A 22,534-nucleotide genomic window follows, 5' to 3' on the forward strand; every position below is an offset into this window, starting at 1 on the left:
CATGCTGCGGACGTTGGCGGCCCTGCCCGGTGGCAGGGCGGCGAAATGGGTCATTGTCGCCCTCTGGATCGCACTGCTGATCCCGGCCGCCATGGTTGCCGGCCAACTCGGCGACGTCGAGGAGAACGACAACTCGGCCTGGCTGCCCGGGAACGCCGAGTCGACCGAGGTCATCGACCGGGCCGGGAAGTTCCAGACCGCCGATACCGTGCCCGCGATCGTGGTCTACGACCGCCCGGGCGGGGTCACCGACGCCGACATGGCCGAGGCCAGAGCCGATGCTGACGGCTTCACGGCCATCGACGGCGTAGTGGGCCAGGCACAGGGTCCGGTGCTGTCCGAGGACGGTGCGGCCATCCAGACCGTGGTGCAGGTGCGCAAGGGCAAGAAGGGCTGGGAGGACATCGGCGAGGTCGTCGACGCGATGGTCGTGATCGGTCAGGACAATGCCGACGGTCTCAGGTTCCACGTCACCGGTCCGGCCGGTTACGCGTCCGACTCGATCAAAGCCTTCAGCGGTGGCGGAAGCCTGACCACAATCACGGCCCTGGTCGTGGTCGCCATCCTTCTGCTCACCTATCGCAGCCCGGTGTTGCCGCTCCTGCCACTGCTGAGCGCGGGCAGCGCCCTGGTCACCGCGGAAGCGGTGATCTACCTGCTGGCCAAGCACGCCGGACTGACCGTCAACAAACAGACCAGCTTCATCCTCACCGTCCTGGTGTTCGGCGCCGCCACCGATTACGCGTTGCTGCTCACCTCCCGCTACCGGGAGGAGTTGCGGCGGCACGAGGACCGCCACGAGGCGATGGCGCAGGCTCTGCGTCGCTCCGGTCCCGCGATCATCGCGAGCGCGGCGACCGTCGCGGTCAGCCTGATGCTGCTGATGCTGGCCACCCTCAATTCCACAAAGGGGTTGGGGCCCGCGTGCGCCGTCGGCATCCTCGTCGGACTGCTCGCCATGGTCACCCTGATGCCGGCCCTGCTGGTGATCTGCGGTCGTTGGATCTTCTGGCCGGTGAAGCCGTCGTACGGATCGGCCGAGGCGGCCAGGGAGCGCCTCTGGACCTGGATCGGGACCGTCGTTTCCCGTCGACCGCGCACAGTGTGGATCGGCACGGCGCTCGTCCTGGGTGTCATGGCGATCGGCGTCCTGGGACTCAAGGCCGACGGGCTGTCCAACCGGGACCAGTTCACCGGCAAGCCGCAGATGGCCGTCGGTGAGGACATCCTGTCCAGGCACTTCCCCGCCGGGTCCGGCGACCCCATCTACGTCGTGACCAACGCTGCCTTCGCGGAACAGGTAAGGACCGCACTGTCCGGCGTCCCCGGTGTCCGGGACGTGTCGACCCCGACCGTGCGGGATGGCGAGGCCGTCCTGGTCGCCGAACTGACGGACGCGCCCAGCAGCCCGGCCGCGATGCGCGTGGTCGACCGGGCCAGGACCGCGGTCCACGAGATCGAGGGCGCGGACGCCCAGGTCGGCGGCAACACGGCGATCATTCTCGACACGCAGGAAGCGGCCGCGCGCGATTCCAGGGTGATCATCCCCATCGTGCTGGTTCTGGTGTTCCTCATCCTCGCGCTGCTGCTGCGGGCGGTCGTCGCACCGCTGCTGCTGATGGCCACCGTGGTGCTGTCGTTCGCGGCCGCCCTCGGCGTGAGCAGCCTGGTGTTCAACCACGTGTTCCACTTCGCCGGGGCGGAAGCCTCCTTCCCGCTCCTGACCTTCGTGTTCCTGGTCGCGCTGGGAATCGACTACAACATCTTCCTGGTGACCCGGGTGCGGGAGGAGGCACTGCTGCACGGCACCCGGCGCGGCGCGCTGACCGGACTGACCGCCACCGGCGGTGTGATCACCTCGGCGGGTCTGGTGCTTGCCGGCACGTTCGCGGCGATGGGTTCCCTGCCCCTGGTGTTCGCGGCCGAACTCGGCTTCGCGGTGGCGTTCGGCGTGCTGCTCGACACCATGATCGTCCGCTCGGTGCTGGTGACCGCGCTGACCCTCGACGTGGGCCGCTGGATGTGGTGGCCCAGCGCGCTGTTCACGCGTCCGGACCCCCCACGCCCGGCGGCGGACACGTCCGATCTCGAGCCGGCACTCACGCACGGCTGACAGCTTTCTCCAGCGTGCGGGTGTGGGCGACGGGGGATGCCGGCGAGACAGCCGGCGTCCCCCGGTGTCCGTCGAGGCGGATGCGTGCCTTAGGGGGCACCGGGCGGTCGGGTCGAGCCACGCGAACGCCCGAACCACCTGGCCAGCGCGACCTCGAGCGCCTGTTGGTCCTCGCCGACCCACGCGACATGCCCGTCCGGCCGGAGCAGTACCGCCGGCACGGCCAGGTCATCGCTGAGGTCCGCGACGTGGTCGACCCGGTCGGCCCAGCCGTCCACCGACAGCCGCCCCGTCTGGTCGACAAGCAGTCCACCGCCGTGACGCAGCAGCTCGAACAGGCGTCCAGGCTTGAGCCGCATGTCGCGCAGCCGCCGCCCGAGCAGGTCATGTCCCGCGCCGACGTCGTACCGGACGCTGATCGCCGTGATCTTCTCGATCAGGAACCGGTTGGCGTCGTCGAGGTCCATCAACTGCGTCAGCAGTCGCCGGACCGCCTGGGGCCCAGGCTCGTTGGTCGTCAGGTGCAGCTGTGCCCGGGTGTTGTTGAGCACGTCGGCGGCGACGGGATGCCGCTCCGACTCGTAGCTGTCCAGCAGGTCGTCCGGCGCCCAGCCGTCGATGGCCGCAGCCAGCTTCCACCCCAGGTTGTTCACGGACCGCCGTTGTCGATTGGTTATGGCGTCAGGCCGGGGCGGAGCATGGCGTCGTCCAGCTTTCCCGGTGACCGGCGGGCCACGCCCGCGAGGAGATCCGCGACCTGGACCCGCGGATCGTCGCGGGAGTCGGCCATCACCAACCCGGCCAGCGGCGACAGTCCGGCCGGCAGCGCCTCGCCGGCACCGGCGTCCGCCGCCGATGGCCCGCCCTCGGCGGCGAGCACCCGCTGAAGGCGGGTCAACCGATCGGCCGTCAAGGCGCTCTGCTCGTCATGCGTCACCAGCACCCGCCGCCGGCCGGCGCTCCACGTCAACACCGTCTCGGCCAGCGCCGGCAGCAGCGGTTCCAGCGGTGGCGGGATCGACCGGTCGTCGTTGTCGAGCCTGGTCGACACGGTCCGGACGTGGTCCGGGCAGAGTTCGTCGAGCACGGCGTCAGCCGGCGCGCCGAGGTGCTGCCGTACCAGTGCGTCCCGGGCCTGGAAGAAGCGCTCCACGAGGTGGTCGCCCTGGTGCCGGCGCTTGGTCCGGACCAGGTCGACGAAGGCCGCCAGGAAGGCGCCCCAGTCGTTACCGGCCCGACGGCCGGCCCGGTACAGGGCCAGGGCCGCCGGACGCCGGTCCTGGGTCAGGCGGGTGCCCGCCGCGTACGACGGCTCGGTCAGCAGCAGGTCGACGATCCGGGTGACGAGAAAGTACTCCTTGTCGACCAGGTGGACGTGGGCGCGGCCGTCCAGCGCCGCCAGGAACCAGTCCAGCACCTCGCCCGCGCCCGGGCGGCGCAGGAACTGCCCGGACTTCAGCTCGTTCGGCGACAACCGGAACCTCGACCGCAGGGCGGTGACCACCGCGACGGCCTCGGCGGCACTCAGATCGACACTCGCGTGCGTGATCACGGGTGCGGCCGAGTGCAGCAGGTTGGTCCCGGTGAACCCGGACTCGTCACAGGCGATCTCCACGACGGTGCCGGCCACCGCACCCGTCGGCGGCAACCCGCCCTGCAGCGGTGTCCTCACCGGCGACCCCGCTCCATGCCGACCATGGTCACCCGCGGACCCCGGCCGGACAACCCAGATTCGCGCCGGAAGAGGTCGGCAGGGGCGAATGGGGCGAGCGCGTCCTCGCCGGCCAGGTCAGCGGGTCACCAGGCGCCGACGGGACCGGCGGAAGGACAACACGGAGACCGCGAGCGTCCCGGCCGCGGTAGCCACCGCACACCACATGATGGCCGTGAACGTGTGCGGCACCACCCACCTGGTCACCACCACCAGGACGACGCAGGCGGCCACGAGGGGCGCCGACGGCCAGCGGGCGCCGACGGCGACCTGGGCGTTGACGACCAGGAACACCACCGCGTAGAGCGCGCCGGTCAACGCGAAGACGGGCGCGTAGCGGCCCAGCGCCGCGTAGTCGGCACCGCCCGCGAGGCGGAAGGCCAGGCTGCCGGCAACCGCCGACGCGGCGACCAGCACCACGCCGCTGGCTGTCACCACCGCCGCCGCGACGGCGAGGGTACGCCGACTCCCCCGCGCCAGTCGGGGCAACGCCAGCACCGTCACGACCTGGGGCGCCCAGATCGCGCCCTTGGTGAGGACGGTGCCGACCGCGTACCCGCCCGACGCCGCCGCCGGCAGCAGGTGCCGGGCCAGGATCAGGTCGGCGTACGAGGCGGCGAGCATCGCGAGCGTGGCCGAGCACGCCGTGATGACCTGCCGGACGGTCACCCCGTCGGCACGGGTTAGGTCCGTGCCGGTCCGGGCGAGCACCGCGAGGACGGGTGGGATCAGCAGCGTGACGACCGTGCCGACGAGGACGGATCCGGTGACGCCCGCCCCCAGCAGCAGGCCCGCGATCAGACCGCCGTACCGACCGACGGCGAGCACGACCATGCCGACCGCGAGGCGGAGGAAGCGCTCCTGGCCCTGGAGTTCACCCAGCCAGCGGCCCGCGAGCACCACGGCACCGACGTAGCTGGCCAGCGCCGGGACGACGGTCACCGGGAGGTCCAGCAGACCGGTCGCCACCGGGGTCAACGCGAGAACCGCGCCGGCGCTCGCGGCGGCGGTCAGCCAGCTGATGCGCGCGGTCACCGCGCCGGGCCGGCGGGCGGTGTGCACCGCGACCGCGATCTGCAACCCGAGGCCCGGTACGCCGGCGATCGCCGCGATCGCCAGAACGGTGGCGAATGCCCCGAGGTCACCCGCGGTGAGCTGCCGGGCGGCGAGGATGGGCACCAGGTAGCCGAGCGCGTTGGTGGCGGCGCCGGCGATGGCGACCGCCGGCCCGGCCACACCGACGCGGTGACCGGCGGCGGCTGAGGTCACAGGCGGCCGTCGCGGACGGCTTCGCCGATCCACGGGATGACCTCGTCGAGCATGTCGTCCAGGCTGGTCGTGGCGGTGAATCCGAGGATGTCGCGGGCCTTCGCGACGTCCGGCACCCGCTTCGCCACGTCGTGTTCGAACGGATCGTCGCTGACATACCGGAACGGCACGTCGGTGCCCTTGATCTTGCGCCAGATCAGTTCGGCCAGTTCGAGCACGGTGGTGGAGGCGGCGGTCGAGAGGTTGAAGTCCTCGTTGCGCGCCGCCTCGTGTTCCATCGCCACGACGATGCCGCGCGCCAGGTCGCCGCCGTAGGTGTAGTGCCGCACCTGCTCACCCGAGCCGAGGATGCGGAGCGGGTCCTGGCCTTTCATGACCTTCTGGACCAGGTCGGGTACGACGTGTGACATCGCGAGCTTGACGTTGCCGGACAGCACCTCCGCCTGGCCGAGTGCCCGCGCCTCGCCCACGCCCACGCAGTTGAACGGCCGCACGATCGTGTAGGGCAGCTCGTACTGGTCCCACGCCGCCCGGGCCCAGTATTCGACGGCGAGCTTCTGGAACCCGTACGACGATCGGGGCGGGGGGATGCGCCGCTCGTCGCCCTCCCGGCTCGGCCAGGTGTCAGTCGACTCGAACACCATGGACGAGGAGATGTACGTGACCTTCCGCAGGCGCCCGGCCCGGTGGGCCGCGATCGCCGCGTCGCAGGAGGCCGCCATGATGCGTTCGTTCGCGGCGAGCAGGTCGTAGGCGTACGCGTGGAAGTACGAGATGCCGCCGATCATCGCGGCGCCGGCGATGAACTGGTCACAGTCGGCGAGGAGGTCGGCCAGCAACCGGCTGTCCCGGGCGTCACCCTCGACGAACCGGAACGCCGGGTGGTCGTCGTAGCTGTGCGCCACGCGGCCGTACTTGGAGTAGTTGTCGAGGCCCACGACCTCGTGTCCGCGGTCGAGCAGTTCCTGGACCAGGTAACCGCCGATGAAGCCCGCCGAACCGGTGACCAGCACCTTCGCCACGTGCGGAACGCCCTTCCTATCGCGCCTTCTCGAAATCCTGGGACGCCGGGGCGGCCGGCCGCTTCTCGGCCCAGCGGGCCGCGAGCTGAGCCATGTCCAGCCGGCGCCCGAACGCGAAAAAGTACCAGCGCAGGTAGCTCGGGAGGAACCGGCCGACATCGAAGCGGGACTCACCGAGTTGACGGTCGAGCCAGATGGTGGGGATCTCGGCGACGGGTCGACGCAGACGGGTGGCCTTGGCGGTCAGCTCGATGCCGATCTCGAAGCCGGTCCGGGACTCGATGCCGACCTCCCGGACGAACTGGGTGTCGTACGCCTTGAAGCTGTTTGTGGCGTCGCGGGTGCCGACCCGGGCGAGCAGCCACAGGCTGCGGCCCGCCCAGCGGGAAGCCATCCGCTTGAACCGTGGTCCGCCGACCTGCTGGCCGCCGGGCATGTAGCGGGACGCCGCGGCGACGACCACTCCCCGGTCGACGAGGCGGGCCAGCTCGTCGATCTGGCGCGGGTCGTCGCACCCGTCGGCCATCGTGACGACGGCGACCGGTGCCCGTGCGGCGTCGATGCCGAACCGGATCGCGTTGGCCGGACCGGCGCCATAGGTGTTGAGGACGGGACGCACCCGCGGGTCACGTTCGGCGATCTGCCGCGCGTAGGGAACGGTGGTGTCCTCGGGCATGTCGTGCACCAGGAGCACCTCGGCCGGCAACATCACCTCGCGCAGGATGCGGTCGAGGCAGCGGACCACCGACTCGCCCTCGTTGTAGACCGGGATGACGACCGAAACCTGGGGTTTCACACCCGGACCCCCCGTCCGGTCAGTCCCCACATGTCGACAAGCGGGCGGTCCGTGTCGAGCGCGGCGTAGTCCGCGTGCGGTGCGGCGATGACCAGCAGGTCGGCCCGTTTCAGCACGTCGTCGAGCGGCAGGAACCGGTCGTCGGCGACGTACGGGTCGGTGCAGAGGGTTTCCCGGGCCTTCAACGTCAGGATCTTGCGGAGCTTGTACGCGAGGCTGTCGCGGGGATCGTCGCTGCCACCCTTGAAGGCCATGCCGAGGATGCCGACGGTCATCTCGGCGAGGTCGAACCGGTCCTCCAGGCGGGAGACGAGGTAGAGCGGAAGACCCTCGTTGATCAGCATGGCGGAGTGGCCGAGCACGAAGTTGTTCCGGTTGAACGCGGCCAGTTGCATCGTGTCCTTGAGCAGGCACGGTCCGGCGGCGAAACCGGGCATCGGCAGGTCCGCGGCGCGCGGATAGTCGTGGGCGACGGCGTGCCGGATGCGGGCGAAGTCGAGTCCGAAGTCGTTGGCCATCATCCAGAACTGGTTGGCGGTGGCGAACTTGATGTAGCGCCAGGTGTTCGTGAACAGCTTGGCCAGCTCGGCCTCCTCCGGCTCCAGCTCCACGATCTGGTCGGTGAGGTGGCGGAACAGGTCGCCGGCGCGGGCGATCGCCCCGGGCGTGCGGGCCGCGATGATCTGCGGCAGCGTGAACAGCTCGGTCATCGCCCTGCCCTCGGCGATCCGCTCGGGGCAGAACGCGACGTCGACCGTGCGGCCCTGGCGGGCCAGCTGCCGCTCGGTCAGCGCCGTCACCCCGGGATATACCGTGCTGCGCAGCACCACGAGCTGACCGTCACGGAGGTGTTCGGCGCACCGCTCGAGGGCCTGCGGCACGGCGCCGAGGTCCGGGTTGAGGTGTTCGTCGACCGGGGTGCCGACGACCACGACGATGGCGTCCGCCGTACCCACGCTCGCCGCCGCCGTGGTGGCCCGCAGCCGGCCGGCGGCCAGCGCCTCGGTGAGCGGGTCTGCGGCGCCGGGTTCGGCGAACGGCAGGGTACCGTCGTTGACCAGCTCGACGGCCGCGGCGTCGATGTCGTACAGGACGACGGACAGGCCCCGCGACGCCAGCGCGATGCCCAGCGGCAGGCCGACCCGACCGCAGCCGCCGAGAACGCATACGTCGACCGGGGTCTGGGTGGGTGTCATCGCCGCCTCACACGTCCGCCGCGCGAGGCCGGGTGGTGGGGCGGCGTCGTCGCGGATGGTGTGCAGGTTACTGGTGAGGAAACCTCGGGTCCAGCACGTCGCCCAACGACCAGCCGGGCGGCTATGGTTCCTCACCATGTCCGGCAGACTGTCATCCGACCTCAGCGCACGGTTCGCGGCGGCGATGCCGGCCGGCGTGACGGGGGCCGCCATCCGGGCCGTCTATCCGCGGGTGGAGCCGGAACTCGCCCGGCTGGCGTCGTACGCGCCGCGTGGCGGCACGGCGGTGGACGTCGGCGCCTGGTACGGGCCGTGGACGAGGAGCCTGCGCCGGCTCGCCGACCGGGTGGTGGCGGTGGAACCGGCCGCCGAACTGGCGGCGCACCTCACGGCCGCGTACCCGCGGGTGCGGGTGGTGCGGGCGGCGGCCTCCGACTCGGTCGGCACCGCGACGCTGCACCTTCCCGAGGGCGGCCCGGGGGTCGGTACGTCGTCGGTCGAGGCGGGCGACGGCCGGACGGTGACCGTGCCCAGGGTGACGGTGGACAGTCTCGACCTCACCGACGTGCGGTTCGTCAAGGTCGACGTCGAGGGCCACGAGGTGCCGGCGTTGCGGGGGGCCGAGGACACCATCCGGCGGGACCGTCCGCTGCTGTTGGTGGAGGTGGAGGACCGGATCCAGCCGGTCGGTCCGGTTCTGGAGCTGCTGGCGGGTTGGGGCTACCGGCCGTACGTCATGCCCCGTGACCGCTGGCTGCCGCTCGCCGAGTTCGACCTGGTGGCGCACCAGCGGGAGGCGGTCGGGCGGGTGCGGCAGAGCTTCGCCCGGCGGGTCGTGGCGCCGTGGCCCCGGTACGTCAACATGGTCCTCTTCCGGCCGGAGGCGGACCGATGAGCGCGGCGCCGGTGGTAACCCGGGAGGCGCCGGCCGCACCCGCGCTGCCCACGTGGATCCTCCGCGATCCGCTGCACGTCGTCGCCGGCCTGCTGATCGTCGGGAGCCTGGTCTGGCGGGCCAGCATCACCACCCGCGGGTACCTGACGCAGGACGACTTTCCGCTCATCTCGCAGGCCGACGCCGCCAGCCTCGGCCCCGGTCATCTGTTCACGCTCTACAACAACCACCTGATGCCGGCCGCTCGGCTGCTCACCTGGCTGACCCACCGGCTGACCGAGTTCGACTACTGGCCGTACGCCACCTTGATGATCATCGGTCAGACGGTCGTCAGCGTCGCGTTCTACCGGCTGCTGCGCCTCATGCTGCCGGCCACCTGGGGGTTGCTGCTGCCGCTGTGCCTGTTCCTGTTCAACCCGCTCACCCTCGAGGTGAGCGCGTGGTGGGCGGTGGGAATCAACCTGCTGCCCATGCAGCTGGCGATGATCATGGCGATCGGCGCCCAGGTGCGTTACCTCAGGACCCGGCGGCGTCGGCACCTGGTGGCGCTCGCCCTCTGGGTCGTCCTCGGCCTGGTCTTCTTCGAGAAGTCGCTGCTCGTGGTCGCCCTGGTCTTCCTGCTCACGGTCTGCCTGTACGCGCCGGGCGGACCGCTGCGGGCGGTGCTGACCGCCGTCCGCCGCTGGTGGCCGGCGTGGCTCGTGCTCACCGGGGTGTCCCTGGTGTTCCTGGCCGGCTACCTGTCCCTGGCGACCTCGTCGTTGCGCCGACCGACGTCCGGCGGCGAGGTGGCCACCTTCCTCCAGCAGTTCTTCGGGCAGTCCCTCACCACCGGGCTGCTCGGCGGCCCGTGGAACTGGCTCGACGCCTCGGACGGTCCGGCCGTGGCGGCACCGACGCTCGCCCAGCAACGGGTGTCCTGGGTGCTGGTGCTGGCGCTCGTCGGCGCCACCCTGTGGCTGCGGCGCGGCGTGGCGCTGCGCGGGTGGCTGCTGCTGCTGCTCTACGCGGCGTTGTCCGCCGGGCTGATCGGCGCCACCCGGCTCGGGTCGGGGTTCAGCGGCGTGGCCGGTCTCGTGCCGCGCTACATCGCCGACGTGCTGCTGGTGGCGGCCCTCTGCGTCGGGGTCGCCGGGTGCGGTCTGCGCCGGGTCGACGCCGATCCGCAGCCGGCGGGAGCGGCCACCGGTCGCCCGACCGGTCCGGTCGCCGGCGATCCGGAGGAGCCGGCGACAAACGCTGCGGCGGATCCGGCCGCCGGCCTTCCGGCGCCGGTCCGGTCGCATCCTCGGGCGTTCGGCGCCGGCCTGGCGGCCTGCGTGCTGCTCCTCGTGTCGAGCAGCGTCTACAGCGGCACGGACTTCGCCACCGACTGGTCGTCGAAGGCCGGCCGGGACTACCTGACCACAGCCCGCGCGGGGCTGGCCACCGCCGCCCCCGGCACCGTCTTCATGGACCAGCCGGTGCCCGAACAGGTGGTCACCTACCTGTCCACACCGTGGAACATGCAGTCGCGGTTCTTCGCACCGCTCGACCAGGATCCGGTGTTCGTGACGCAGGCGCGGCTGCTGTGGGTCTTCGACTCCGCCGGCACCGTCCGTCCCGCGTGGGTCAAGGGTGTCAAGGCGAGCCCGGGGCCGACGCCCGGGTGCGGCTACCAGGTCACCGGCGGGCGCCCGGTGACGGTACCGCTGGCCGGGACGGTTCCCGAGTACTGGCAGGCCGTGCGGGTGGCGTACCTCAGCGACCGGGACACCACGGCGACCTTCCGGCTCGGCCCGGGCGAGGCCCGGTCGTTCGAGGTCCGGCGCGGGCTCAACGCGATCTTCCTGCTGGTGTACGGCGGCGGCGACCGGATCGAGCTGACTGTCGCCGACCCGGCGGCCAACCTGTGCACGGACGAGATCGAGATCGGTGAACTCGTGCCGCAGCCGGTCGGATAGCCGGTGCGCGGCCGGCTGGTTTCGCACCTCACGGCGGCGGCCATCACGGCGATGGTGCTCGCCCCGCTGGCGCGGCCCGGATACGTGCTGCGCTACGACATGGTCTTCGTCCCCCGGCAGCCGCTGACCTGGGACATGGTCGCCCCGGCCGACTCGTTGCCGCGGGCGGTCCCACTGGACGCGGTGGTGTCGTTGGCCAACCTCGCCGTGCCGGGCTGGGTGCTGCAACGAGTGGCGCTGGTGGGAATCGTCTACTTCGCCGCGCTCGGCATGGCCCGGCTGGTGCCGACCGGGCGGCCGCTCACCCGGGCCGTCGGCGCGGTCGCCTACGTCTGGACGCCGTACCTCGCCGAGCGGCTGCTGCTGGGGCAGTGGGGGCTGCTGCTGGCGTACGCCGCGCTGCCCTGGCTGGTGGCGGCGGCGCGGGACGTGCGGGCGGGCCGCCGGGGGGCGCTGGCCCGGCTGGTGCTGGCGGCGGCACCGGCCGCGTTGACCCCGACCGGCGGGGTGGTCGCCCTGGCCACGGTCGCGGTGCTGCTGCCCGGCGGGTTCCCCGGCTGGCGCCGGGCGACAGCGGTGGCCGGCGGCGCGGTCGCGGTGCTCTGCGCCCCATGGGCGGTGGCCGCCGTGACCAGCGCCGCCGGCGGTCGGTCCGACCCGGACGGGGTGGCGGCGTTCGCGGCCCGGGCGGAGAACTGGAGCGGTGTCTGGGGGGCGCTCGCCGGCACCGGCGGGATCTGGAACGCGCAGACCGTGCCGGCCAGCCGGTCGTCGCCGTTGACGCCGCTGGCGACCCTGGCGTTGTTGGCGCTGTGCGCCGTCGGCCTCGTCGAGCTACGTCGCCGCTGGCCCGGGTACGCCGGACGGCTCGCGCTGCTGGCCGCCGGTTCGTTCGTGGTGGCCGCGGCCGGCACGGCGCCGGGTACGCCCGTTCTCGAATGGCTCGTGGCGCACGTGCCGGGCGCGGGTCTGCTGCGCGACGGTCAGAAGTTCCTCCTCCCGTACGCGCTGCTGCTGGCGCTCGGGTTGAGTCTCGGCGCCGGAGTGCTGGCCGACCGGCTGGGCCGCCGGCTGGACCGCACCGCCGCCCGGGTGGTGCTGGTGGCCGCGGTGGTGTTGCCGGTGGCAACCCTGCCCGACCTGGCGTTCGGCGTCGCCGGCCAGCTGCGCCCGGTGCGCTACCCGGCCGACTGGGACGCGGTGTCGGCGCGGGTCGCGGCCGCGCCGGGTGAGGTGCTGTCGTTGCCGTTCCTCGGCTACCAGAGCTACCGGTGGAACCACGGCCAGGTGGTCCGCGATCCGGCCCCGCGTTATCTGGACGCCCCGGTGCTGATGAACGACGCGCTGCGGGTCGGCGACGTGACGGTCGACGGGGAGAGCCCCCGTGCGGCCCGGGTCCGAGCGGTGCTGGCCGCCGGTGAACCGGTGGCGCGGCTGGACGTGCGTTGGGTGCTGGTGCGCAAGGAGCCTGGTGCCGAGGTGCCGGCGGCCGTCCTGTCCGGACTGCGGCCCGCGTTCGACGGCCCGCGTCTGGCCCTGTGGGAGAACCCGGGTGCCGGCGACGTGCCGGCCACCGGCCATCAGCGGTGGCCCGCCGCGCTGGCCCACCTGCTGGCCGCCCTGGTGACGATCATTGTCGCCGTTCTGGTACTGCGCGGCCCGCGGGCACCGTGGTACGGTCCGCAGGATCACGCACCCGGGGAGGGTCACCCATGGCCAGATTGGCAACCTTCGTCGTCGCGGCCGTCCTCGGTGCCGCGCTGGGTTTCATCGCGATTTTCGCGACGATGGGAGCGGTGAACCCGTCCGCCGACCACGTCGCCGAGCAGGTCAACGAGGATCCCGCCGCGAACGTCTACGGCACCCGCTGATCCGGTAGCGGTCGGGACGTCCCCGGAAGCTGGCCGGACACCACATCGGCGAAGGCGTCGCCGGACACCGTCCAGGTGAAGCGCCGGGCGTGGGCGCGGGCCGCGCTCCCCATCCGGGTCCGAAGGTCGCTGTCACGAAGCAGCCGGCGTACCGCCCGGAGGAAGTCGACCTCGTCGTCCACCAGGACGCCCGTTTCGCCGTCGACGATCGCCTCCGAGACACCACCGGCCGACCGGAAGGCCACCGACGGCGTACCGTGCGCGGCCGCCTCCACGATCGTGAGCCCCCAGCCCTCCTTCAGCGACGGCGTCACCGCCAGCCAGGACGCGCCCAGCAGCGCGTCCTTGTCGTCTTCGGACACGAACCCGGTGAACCGGACGCACCGCTCGACACCCAGGTCGGTCGCGAGACGCCGCAACGGCTCCTCCCACCATCCCTGCCCCGCGACCACGAGTTCGAGGGTGGGCAGTTCGAGCGAGAGCAGGGCGGTCGCCCGCAGGGCGAGTTCCACCCGCTTGTGCGGCACCAGCCGACCGAGGACGAGCAGGCTCGGATGCGGCGTCCGGGCCACCGGACGCCGCGTGACCTCGGGCGTGCCGTTGTACACGACGCTGATCCTGGCCCGATCCACCCCGAGCCCCACCAGCTCCGCCCGGGTCGACTCGGAGACCGTGACGTACGGGCAGCTCCGGTAGCAGCGGACCGCGAGCCGTGACTCGATCCACCAGCCGACGCGGGCCACCGTCGGGCCGAAGATCACCGGCCACTGTTCGCGGTGCACGTGGTGGACGAGGGTGATCACCGGGCGGCGGGCGTAGACCCGGCTGAGGAACGGCAGGCCGTTGCACACGTCGACGATCAGGTCGGGGCGGCCCAGGCGCCGGCCCGACAACGGACCGAAGCCGAGTGCCCCGGCCAGGTAGACAAACGCGGCGCACAGGTAGACCGTGTGCCGGCCGCCCCGCCGCAGCACGTGCACCCCGTCGCCCGTCGTCTCCGCGGCGGGCGCGTTGGCGTGGGCCTGGCAGAGGATCGTCGCCCGATACCCCCGGGCCACGATCTCGGCGGCCATCCGTTCGATGTAGACCTCCGAACCGCCGCCCTCGGGGTGGAGCCGGTCCCGCCAGTTCAGGAACAGTACGTGGCGACGCTCGACCTTGGTCATGGCCTACTCGTTCACCCCTACCGGCGAGTACGATTCGCGGTCGCGTCACCCTATGGCGCCGCCGGTACGATCCGCAACGCCGAGCGGGAGATCGAAGCGGTCGCATGGCGGAGGAGGTTCCGTGGCGAACAGTGGCCTACGACGACGACCGGAGTTCTGGCCGGTGGTCGTGTTGAGCGCCGCTCTCGTCGCCGTGCTCGGTGGCTGGACGGCGGTGACCTATCTCGACCGCACCCGCAGCGACTCCGCGTGTACGCAGCGCACGACACTGCGGATCGCGGCGGCGCCCAGCGTCGCCGCCGCGGCCCAGGAGGTCGGCCAGCAGCTCGCCGCCCGCGACCGCTGCCTGGACGTCACGGTCGAGCCCCGGGAGTCGGCCGACGTCCTCAGGGGGCTCGCCGCGGTCGTGCCGGGAGGACCCTCCCCCACCGCCTCGGCCACGGCGACGCCGGCGCCGCCGCCGGACGCCTGGCTGCCCGAGTCGACACTCTGGCTGCGGCGCGCCCGCGACGCCGGGGTCTTCCAGGTGCCCGAGACAGGCGTCTCGGTGGCGACCACACCCGTGGTGCTGGCGCTCGACCGCCGGTCGGCCACCCGGCTGGGGTGGCCCGGCCGGCGGCTCGACTGGGCCGGCCTCGTCGCGGCCGACCGCGCGCCGGTGCCGGTCGTCCTGCCGGACCCGGCCACCAGCCCGCTCGGTTTCGGCGCCCTGGCCGGTATCCGTTCCCTTGCCGGTGACCAGCCGGCAGCCGTCGCCGCGACCATGCGCCGGCTGGCGCCCGGCACCGTCGGCATGTCCGGTGAGGCGCCGCCCGCGCCCGCCGGTCCCGGCACCGCCGAGGCCGCGGTCGTCAGCAGCGAGTACGCGGTCCTGCGGGGCGGGCCGGAGCAGGTCGCCGTCTATCCGGCGGAACCCCTGCCCGGCCCCGACTACCCGTACGCGGTCCTGTCCTCCAGCCGGTCGCAGGAGGGTGCCGCGGCGTTCCTGCGAGCCATGCTCGCGGCCGAGGGCGCGGCGACCGTGACCCGCCACGGGTTGCGTACGCCGGGCGGTGCCGCGCCGGCCGGGGTCGACGACACCGGCCGAATCCGCGCCGCCGACTATCCACCGGCCCCGATACCATCCGCTGCCGACGCCGTCGCGTTGCTCAACGCCTGGGGCGGGGTGCATCTCAGTGCCCGGCTGCTGGCCGTGCTGGACGTCTCGGGTTCGATGGCGGCGCAGGTGCCCGGGACGCGGGACACCCGCCTGTCCGCGACGGTCAAGGCCGCGCAGGGGGGCGTCCGGCTGCTGCTGGACACCACCGAGATCGGGGTCTGGACGTTCTCCACCGACCTCGACGGGGGCCGCGACTACCGGGAGGTCGTCCCGGTCGGCCCGGTGGGCCCCCGGCGATCGGACATCGTCGAGCGGCTCGACCGGGTGCGGGTCAAGCCGAACGGCGCCACCGGCCTGTACGACACCACCCTCGCCGCCTACCGTGACGGGACCCGCAACTGGACCGCCGGCCGGATCAACATGGTGCTGGTTCTCACCGACGGCAGGGACGAGAATCCCGACGGGATCAGCCGCGCGGCGCTGCTCAAGGACCTGCGGGCGCTGCACGACCCGCGCCGGCCGCTGCCGATCCTGTTCATCGGCGTCGGCCCGGACATCGATCCGGCGGAGCTGAAACAGATCGCCGACGTCACCGGTGGTCGGGTGGCGCTGACCCCGAACCCGGCCGGGATCCGGCAGATCTTCTTCACCGCGCTTGCCGAGTTCAGCTGCCTGCCGCCGAAGTGCCGCCGATGAGCGCCGGCACGCGGGACCGGACGACGGTGGGATCCGCACCGTCCCGACCCGGCGACGAGACGCGCCGCGGCCGGCGGCTGGGCACCGTCCTCGGTGCCCTCCTGCTGGTCGCTGTCGCCGCCGGGCAACGGCCGGGGCAGGTCACCTTCGACACGAAACTCGACCTCGCCGTCAACCCGGCCGGCTTCATGGCCCGCGCCCTGCATCTGTGGAACCCGGCGGCCACCTCGGGCGAGCTGCAGAACCAGGCGTACGGCTACCTGTTCCCGATCGGCCCCTTCTTCGCCGCCGGCGACCTGCTCGGGGTGCCGCCGTGGATCACCCAGCGGGCCTGGTGCGCGCTGCTGCTGTGCACCGCCTACCTCGGCGTCGTGCTGCTCGCCCGCGCGCTGCGGATCGGCTCCCCGACCGGGCAGGTGCTCGCCGGCCTCGGGTACGCCCTCGCGCCCCGGATGCTCACCGAGATCGGGCCGCTGTCGTCCGAGATGCTCCCCGTGGTGATGCTGCCCTGGGTGATGCTGCCGTTGGTGGCCGCCCATCGGATCGGATCGGCCCGCCGCGCTGCGGCACTGTCCGGGCTCGCCGTGTTCGGCATGGGCGGGATCAACGCCGCCGCTGTCGTGATGGCCCTGGTGCTGCCGGCCCTGTGGCTGGCGACCCGGCGGTGGGACCGGCACCTGGCGGCGCTGGCCGCGTGGTGGGGCGTCGCCGTGGCCGGGGCGAGCCTCTGGTGGGCCGTTCCGCTGCTGCTGTTCGGCCAGTACAGCCTTCCGTTCCTGGACTACATCGAGTCCTCCGCGACGACCACCGCGGTCGCGTCGCAGTTCCAGGCCATCCGCGGCACCAACCAGTGGGTCGGCTACATCGTGCAGGGCGATCCGTGGTGGCCGGCCGGTTGGGTGCTCATCGACAACGCGGGCCTGATGGCGGCCACCGCGCTGGTCGCCGTGGTCGGCCTCGTCGGGCTCTCCCTGCGCGGGCTGCCGGAGCGGCGGTTCCTCGTCCTCGGCATGCTGACCGGCCTGACCCTCCTCACGGTCGGCTACCTCGGGACGCTGGACAGCCCGCTCGCCGCCGGCGCCCGCGACCTGCTCGACGGCCCCCTTGCGCCGCTACGCAACGTGCACAAGTTCGAACCGGTGCTGCGGTTGCCGCTCGTGCTCGGCCTCGCGCACGCCGCCAGTCGACGCTTCGCCGTGCCCCGGGTCCGCGTACCGGCGGCACCGGTGGTGGCATGCCTCCTGCTCGCGGCGGCCGCCCCGGCGTGGCTGCTGCTGCTGCGTCCCGGCCCGGGCTGGTCCCAGATCCCGCCGCACTGGCGGCAGGCGACGGCCTGGCTCGCCACCCAGGATCCGACCGCCCGCACCCTCGTCGTGCCGGGGACCGGGTTCGCGCAGAACACCTGGGGACGTACCGTCGACGAGCCGATCCAACCGCTGGCCGGGGCGCCGTGGTCGACGCGGCACCAGATCCCGCTCGGCTCCGAGGGCAACATCCGGGTCATGGACACCGTGGAGTCGGTGCTCGCCCAGGGCCGCGGCTCCCCCGGGCTGTCCGACTTCCTGGCCCGCGCCGGCTACCGCTACCTGCTGGTCCGGCACGACAACGACCGGGTGGCCACCGGAGCGCCGCCGATCGCTGTCGTCCGTCGGGCGGTCGCCGGCTCGCCCGGCCTCACCCCGGTGGCGTCCTTCGGGCCGACGACCGGGGCCGGTGACGCCCGGCGCAGCCCGGTCGACGCCACGGCGGCCGTACCGTCGATCGAGATATTCCAGGTCGGGGCGCCGGTCCCGGTCGCCTCGGCGACCACGCTGGCCGACGTCCCGGTCGTCAGCGGCGGACCGGAGTCGCTGCTCGGCCTGCTGGAGCAGGGGCTCATCGACGGGCGGCAGCCGGTGGTGTTCGCGGGCGACACGGCGGACCTCGACACCGCCGGGCAGGCCCGCATCGTCACCGACGGGCTGCGCCGGCGTGAGCTGAACGTCGGCCGGATGCGTGACAACGTGAGCCACACGCTGGCGGCCGACGAGCCGACCCGCCAGCGCCGGGCCCGCAGCGACCTCACGCCGTTCCAGGTCGAGGAGCATGGGACCGTCGCGGCGTACCAGGGCGTCCGCTCCGTGAACGCGTCCAGCAGTTGGGCCTTCGCCGACACCACCGGCACCAGCGAACCATCGTATCTGCCGTTCGCGGCGCTGGACGGGGACCGCCGGACGTCCTGGCGGTCCGATCCGTTCACCGAACCCGCGGGCCAGTGGCTGGAGGTCACCTTCGACACGCCCCGCCGGGTGGACGAACTGGCCGTCGACTTCGTGGACGACCTGCGGGTCGCCTCGCCCGTGGGGTACGTCCGCATCGGGACCGACCAGGGCGCGGTGGACCGCGAGGTGCCCGCCACGCCGGGGCCGCACCGGCTCGCCACGCTGCCCGGACTTACCACCACCCTGCGGATCACCGTGCTGGCCCTGCGCCCCGGGTACGCCGGCGGCGCGGTCGCCCTGCGCGAACTCGGCATCCCAGGTCTGGACGCACACCGGGCGCTGCGGGCCCCGGCCGACGTGGCCGGGGCAACCACACCTCCCAGCTACCTGTTCGGCCGGGCCCCGCAGGACCGGGGCGCCTGTTACCCGAGCGGGACGGAGATCCGGTGTGACCAGTTCCTGGCCCGCGACGGCGAGGAGCCGCTGGGACTGGACCGGTTCTTCAGCACCCCGGTGCCGGCCGACTACCGCCTGAGGCTGACCGCGCGTCCCCGGCCGGGCGCCACCGCGCCGGTCACGTCGCCGGTCACCGCGTCCGCGTCGTCGGTGCTCGGTGGGGATGTCACGGTGGCCGCCCACGCGGCGGTGGACGGCGACCCGGCCACGGCCTGGCTCGCCGAACCCGTCGACGAGGCACCCACCCTGCGCCTCGCCTGGGCGCAGCCGCGCCGGGTGGATCGGCTGCGGCTGGTCACCTCGACCGCGCCGGTCTCGGCAGCGCCCCGCGCGGTCGTCCTGCGCACGGCGGCTGGCGAAACCGTCGCGCCGGTGGACGCGGACGGGTGGGTCAGGTTCCCCGCCCGGACCACGGACCGGCTGGATATCTGGGTCACCGATCAGGTCGCGACGCTCGCCGACCACCGTGGGAACGGCTGGCCGGCGCCGGTGGGCGTGGCGGAGGTCGAGATACCGGCGCTCGACGACCTGCCGCGACCGGGGGCCAACGACGCCGCCGTGACCGAGCCGTGCGGCCGGGGGCCCACCGTCGAACTGGACGGCGTGGCCTATCCGACGTCGGTCTCCGGGACCCTCGCGGACCTCCGCGACGGCCGACCGCTGGCGGTGACCATCTGCGACGACTTCGCCGGCGAGGCGGTCCGGCTCGCCGCCGGTGAGCACCGGCTGCACACCACGCCCTCCGCCGCGTTCCTCGTCGACACCGCCGCCCTCACCGGGACCGGACCGACGCCGGACGGTACGCCGGGTGCGGCGGACCGCTCCGGTGCGCCCTCGGCGGCACCGGACGGTACGCCGGGTGCGCGGTCGGCGGCACCGGCCCGGCAGCGGGCGGTCGAGGTGGTCGACTGGGGCGTCACCGACCGCACGGTGACCGTCGCCGCCGGCGACACGGCGCTGCTCGTCGTACCGGAGAACCGCAACGCCGGGTGGACGGCCACCATGGACGGCCAGCGGCTGCGTCCGGTCCGTGTCGACGGGTGGCAGCAGGCGTACGAGGTTCCGGCCGGTTCCGGCGGGACGGTGCGGCTCACCTTCACGCCGGACGGTCCGTACCGGGCCGGTCTCGCCGGCGGCGCGGCGGCCGTTCTGCTGGTCGGCGTGCTAGCGCTGGTACCGGCCGGTCGGCGCCGGCGGGCGCTCGGCACACCGGCGACGGGCGGGAGTTGGCTGATCACGGTGCCGCTGGCCGCGCTGACAATCGTCCTAGGCGGCGTCGCGGCGATCGCGTTCCTGCTGGCCGCCATGCTGGTGCGCCAACTGCGACCCGCGGCACTGCCCGCCGTCGCGTTCGTCGCGGCCGGCGCCGGCACCGTCGTCGCCGTCGCGGGCCGGCTTCAGGGCCACGGCCAGGACTGGGCGTACGGCACGTTCGTGCAGGCCGCGATGCTCGCGGCGGTTTGCTCGGTGGTGGCGACCGTGGCGCCGTCGGCCCGGGTCGGGGCGGAGCCGCCGACACCGGGCGAGCCCGGGTCCGACTCGGGCGAACCCGGGCCGTCGGACGCGTCGGAATCCGGGCCGACGGCGCCCGAGCCGCCTGCCGCGCATCGGGCCACGGTCGGCCGTTCGCTGGCGTTGTTCCGCGCCTTCCGGCACGAGCAGACCGACCCCGACCGGTTCTATGCCCTGCTCGCCACGGATTCCGTGCGTCAACTGCGGTCGTACGCGGACCTGAACGGCGCCGTGGTGCTGGATGTCGGGGGCGGTCCCGGCTACTTCGCCGAGGAGTTCCGCGCCGCCGGCGCCACGTACGTCGGACTCGATCCAGCCGTCGGTGACTTCGCCGCGGCGGGGGCGGCGGTGGCCGGCATGGTGCGTGGCAGCGGAACCGCGCTGCCGGCGCGATCGGCGGTCGTGGACGTCTGTTACTCGTCGAACGTGCTGGAGCACGTGTCGGCGCCGGAGGCGATGCTCGACGAGATGCTGCGGGTCACCCGCCCCGGCGGCACCGTCTTCGTCTCGTTCACGCCGTGGCTGTCGCCCTGGGGTGGGCACGAGACCTCGCCGTGGCACTACCTCGGCGGTGAGCGGGCCCGGCGACGTTACGCGCGGCGGACCGGACGGGAGCCCAAGAACCGCTACCGGGAGACACTTTTCCCGGTCAGCGCCGCGCGGGCGATGCGCTGGGTGCGAACCGCCCGCCGCGACGGACGCCTGGACGTCGTCGACGTGATTCCCCGCTATCACCCGCGCTGGGCACAGTGGATGGCACGAATCCCCGGGCTGCGGGAAACATCGACGTGGAATTTCACGATCGTCTTGCGACGCCGACCGAATCGGGGGTCGCCCTCGGAGGCTACGCAGTAGTAACCTGCTGCCCAGCCGGCGGACGTCTCCGCCCGGGAACCGTCACAAAATGGGAGGCACAATGAGGTCCCGCGTCATCGGCGCCGCGTTGCTCGGCCTCGGAGTCCTCGCGTTGGTGTTCGCCGCCGGGCTGGCGTTCATCGTCGGTCCCCGGGTGGCACAACTGCCGTACGACCTGGACCGCACCCAGTCGATCGCGGAAGCGCCAAGCGCCACCTTCCTGCAGATCACCGAAGGGGAGGCCACGGTCGAGCAGGGCAACCTCCGGTCCACCATCACGGTGCAGCCGGACACCGACGCGACCGCCAACCTGGAGGGCGACCTCGACGGCAAGGCCGTCGTCTGGCTCGTCGGCCAGGAGGTCATCCGCGTCGACAACGACGACCTGATCAGCGCGTACAGCACCGCGCTGGCGGTCGACCGCACGACCGCCGCCGCCCAGTCGTGGACCGGGCAGTGGCTGGACACGGGCAACAACCGGCAGAGCGTCAGCTACTCGGGGCAGATCTACAAGTTCCCGTTCGGCACCGAGAAGAAGACGTACGAGATCTTCGACCGCGACATCAACGCCACCCGGCCCGCGAACTTCGTCAGGACGGAGAAGATCAACGGGTTGGAGACCTACGAGTTCACCCAGGAGATCCGCGGCGAGCGGCAGGAACTGCCGAACGACCGACTCCAGATCCTGCTCAGCCAGCTGGTGCCCGGCGCCAAGAGCGGTGAGATCGTCTACAACAACACCCGGACCGTCTGGGTGGAGCCGACGACCGGCCAGTACATCAAGGTCCGGGAGGCCCAGGAGAAGAGCCTCGTCGGCGACAACGGCGAGTCGGTCAAGATCCTCAGCGCCGTGTTCACCTATACCGACGACACCATCAAGCGCAGCGCGGACACCGCGTCGAGCAACCGCCAGCAGTTGCAGACCGTCAGGCTGTGGGCCCCGATCGGACTCGCCGTGCTCGGCGTCGTCCTCATCGTCGTGGCGGTCATGTTGTCCGCCCGGCGGGGCCGCGCCGGACGCCACTCGCGTCCGGCCGTGGAGCCGGTCGCCCCCGAGGAGAAGGCGACCGCTTCGCCGTAGCCCTGTCACGGATCGGATGGGGCCGGGGTCGACACGACCCCGGCCCCTTCGCATGCCAGGACCGCCTTCGAAGGGCGGACCGGATCCCGAGCGCCGCGTGCGCCCGTCCGTCCTCTCACAGACGATCGCGCAGGTACGTTGCGGCGGAGTAGCACCTGTCACGAAGTTCGTTCAGCCGGTCGTTGGCCCGCCGGACCGCGGCGGGCACAGGGCCACCTGACCAGGAAAACTCTCCTACTACAAGGTCGTTGAAACTACCCATGCCGCCGCGGTAACGACCCAGCAAATTCTCCAACGCATCGGCGTCGCGTCGTTCGAGGCCTTCGAGAACCTGTCGGATCCAGTCTGCCCAGTTCCCAGCATCGTTTTGTCGTAGAAGATCTTCCATCTCCTCCAGCGCGGTCTTCAGCTCCCGTAAACGATCATGGACGTGAGCGCCTGCTGGCACAGTCATTTCCACCTCCCCGTGCCGCTTCTACGTCTGTCTGGACCTATTGTCACTCGAAGGCACGCTCGACCAACCGAAGCCGGCGTCGGCCCGGTCGTCTTGGACAGGGGACTGTACAAATAACGGCTGATCGACCGATCAAGGGAGAGACGCCAGATGACGACCGAGACCACCGTGGGACAGTCGGCTGTGGAGCCGTCGGGT

General features: G+C 72.5%; 14 protein-coding genes and 1 pseudogene. 7 read left to right on the forward strand and 8 right to left on the reverse strand.

The genetic code is table 11. The features are described from left to right. Nucleotide 1: 1 nt before the first annotated feature. Nucleotides 2-2,113 carry an MMPL family transporter gene (locus tag ACFQUZ_RS25100; RefSeq protein ID WP_377446376.1) on the forward strand — a complete coding sequence of 704 codons (2,112 nt, stop codon included), beginning with the start codon at nt 2-4 and terminating at the stop codon, nt 2,111-2,113. An 89-nt stretch (nt 2,114-2,202) separates the two neighbouring features. Here ACFQUZ_RS25100 and ACFQUZ_RS25105 read toward each other — a convergent pair. From ACFQUZ_RS25105 to ACFQUZ_RS25130, 6 genes and pseudogenes are all read right to left on the reverse strand, one after another. After that, nucleotides 2,203-2,838 (reverse strand): annotated as a pseudogene (locus tag ACFQUZ_RS25105) (FAD-dependent monooxygenase); the annotation flags it as partial. Continuing rightward, nucleotides 2,787-3,785: a hypothetical protein gene (locus ACFQUZ_RS25110; protein ID WP_377446378.1), complete on the reverse strand. Its 999-nt coding sequence runs from the start codon at nt 3,783-3,785 to the stop codon at nt 2,787-2,789. The gene ACFQUZ_RS25110 and the pseudogene ACFQUZ_RS25105, both read right to left, overlap by 52 nt. Nucleotides 3,786-3,902: 117 nt before the next feature. Beyond that, nucleotides 3,903-5,126: a polysaccharide biosynthesis protein gene (locus ACFQUZ_RS25115; protein ID WP_377446380.1), complete on the reverse strand. Its 1,224-nt coding sequence runs from the start codon at nt 5,124-5,126 to the stop codon at nt 3,903-3,905. Continuing rightward, entirely contained in the window at nt 5,090-6,115 is a 1,026-nt protein-coding gene (locus ACFQUZ_RS25120; protein WP_377446381.1) for an NAD-dependent epimerase/dehydratase family protein, read from the reverse strand. Before ACFQUZ_RS25120 ends, ACFQUZ_RS25115 begins: the two co-directional genes overlap by 37 nt. Before the next feature lie 16 nt (nt 6,116-6,131). After that, nucleotides 6,132-6,911 (reverse strand): glycosyltransferase family 2 protein, encoded by a 780-nt coding sequence (locus tag ACFQUZ_RS25125; protein WP_377446382.1) that lies wholly within the window; start codon nt 6,909-6,911, stop codon nt 6,132-6,134. Continuing rightward, on the reverse strand, nt 6,908-8,245 hold the full coding sequence (locus tag ACFQUZ_RS25130) for a nucleotide sugar dehydrogenase (protein ID WP_377446384.1): 1,338 nt from the start codon (nt 8,243-8,245) through the stop codon (nt 6,908-6,910). Before ACFQUZ_RS25130 ends, ACFQUZ_RS25125 begins: the two co-directional genes overlap by 4 nt. Here ACFQUZ_RS25130 and ACFQUZ_RS25135 point away from each other — a divergent pair. The 3 genes from ACFQUZ_RS25135 to ACFQUZ_RS25145 are packed head-to-tail and all read left to right on the forward strand — an operon-like array spanning nt 8,244 to nt 12,745. Beyond that, nucleotides 8,244-9,002, forward strand: coding sequence for an FkbM family methyltransferase (locus ACFQUZ_RS25135; protein WP_377446385.1), 759 nt, complete (start codon nt 8,244-8,246; stop codon nt 9,000-9,002). The two genes, ACFQUZ_RS25130 and ACFQUZ_RS25135, sit on opposite strands and share 2 nt — an antisense overlap. Then, the gene (locus ACFQUZ_RS25140; protein ID WP_377446387.1) at nt 8,999-10,945 is read left to right on the forward strand and encodes a hypothetical protein; all 1,947 of its coding nucleotides are present in this window, start codon (nt 8,999-9,001) and stop codon (nt 10,943-10,945) included. Before ACFQUZ_RS25135 ends, ACFQUZ_RS25140 begins: the two co-directional genes overlap by 4 nt. A 51-nt stretch (nt 10,946-10,996) precedes the next feature. Next, on the forward strand, nt 10,997-12,745 hold the full coding sequence (locus ACFQUZ_RS25145) for a hypothetical protein (RefSeq protein WP_377446401.1): 1,749 nt from the start codon (nt 10,997-10,999) through the stop codon (nt 12,743-12,745). 55 nt (nt 12,746-12,800) lie between these two features. On the opposite strand, the gene ACFQUZ_RS25150 is transcribed toward ACFQUZ_RS25145, so the two are convergent. Beyond that, nucleotides 12,801-13,982, reverse strand: a complete 1,182-nt coding sequence (locus tag ACFQUZ_RS25150) for a glycosyltransferase family 4 protein (RefSeq protein WP_377446389.1) — start codon at nt 13,980-13,982, stop codon at nt 12,801-12,803. 121 nt (nt 13,983-14,103) lie between these two features. Here ACFQUZ_RS25150 and ACFQUZ_RS25155 point away from each other — a divergent pair, with 121 nt between their 5' ends. From ACFQUZ_RS25155 to ACFQUZ_RS25165, 3 genes are all read left to right on the forward strand, one after another. Continuing rightward, nucleotides 14,104-15,777 carry a substrate-binding and VWA domain-containing protein gene (locus tag ACFQUZ_RS25155; RefSeq protein ID WP_377446391.1) on the forward strand — a complete coding sequence of 558 codons (1,674 nt, stop codon included), beginning with the start codon at nt 14,104-14,106 and terminating at the stop codon, nt 15,775-15,777. Further along, nucleotides 15,774-20,801, forward strand: a complete 5,028-nt coding sequence (locus ACFQUZ_RS25160; protein ID WP_377446393.1) for an alpha-(1->3)-arabinofuranosyltransferase family protein — start codon at nt 15,774-15,776, stop codon at nt 20,799-20,801. Before ACFQUZ_RS25155 ends, ACFQUZ_RS25160 begins: the two co-directional genes overlap by 4 nt. A gap of 61 nt (nt 20,802-20,862) precedes the next feature. Next, the gene (locus tag ACFQUZ_RS25165) at nt 20,863-21,882 is read left to right on the forward strand and encodes a DUF3068 domain-containing protein (RefSeq protein ID WP_377446395.1); all 1,020 of its coding nucleotides are present in this window, start codon (nt 20,863-20,865) and stop codon (nt 21,880-21,882) included. A 115-nt stretch (nt 21,883-21,997) separates the two neighbouring features. Here ACFQUZ_RS25165 and ACFQUZ_RS25170 read toward each other — a convergent pair whose 3' ends face one another. Then, nucleotides 21,998-22,336: a DUF6966 domain-containing protein gene (locus ACFQUZ_RS25170; protein WP_377446396.1), complete on the reverse strand. Its 339-nt coding sequence runs from the start codon at nt 22,334-22,336 to the stop codon at nt 21,998-22,000. Between the last annotated feature and the right edge of the window lie 198 nt (nt 22,337-22,534).

It is taken from the genome of Plantactinospora sp. GCM10030261, from assembly GCF_042666615.1.
Taxonomy (GTDB): Bacteria; Actinomycetota; Actinomycetes; order Mycobacteriales; family Micromonosporaceae; genus KBS50.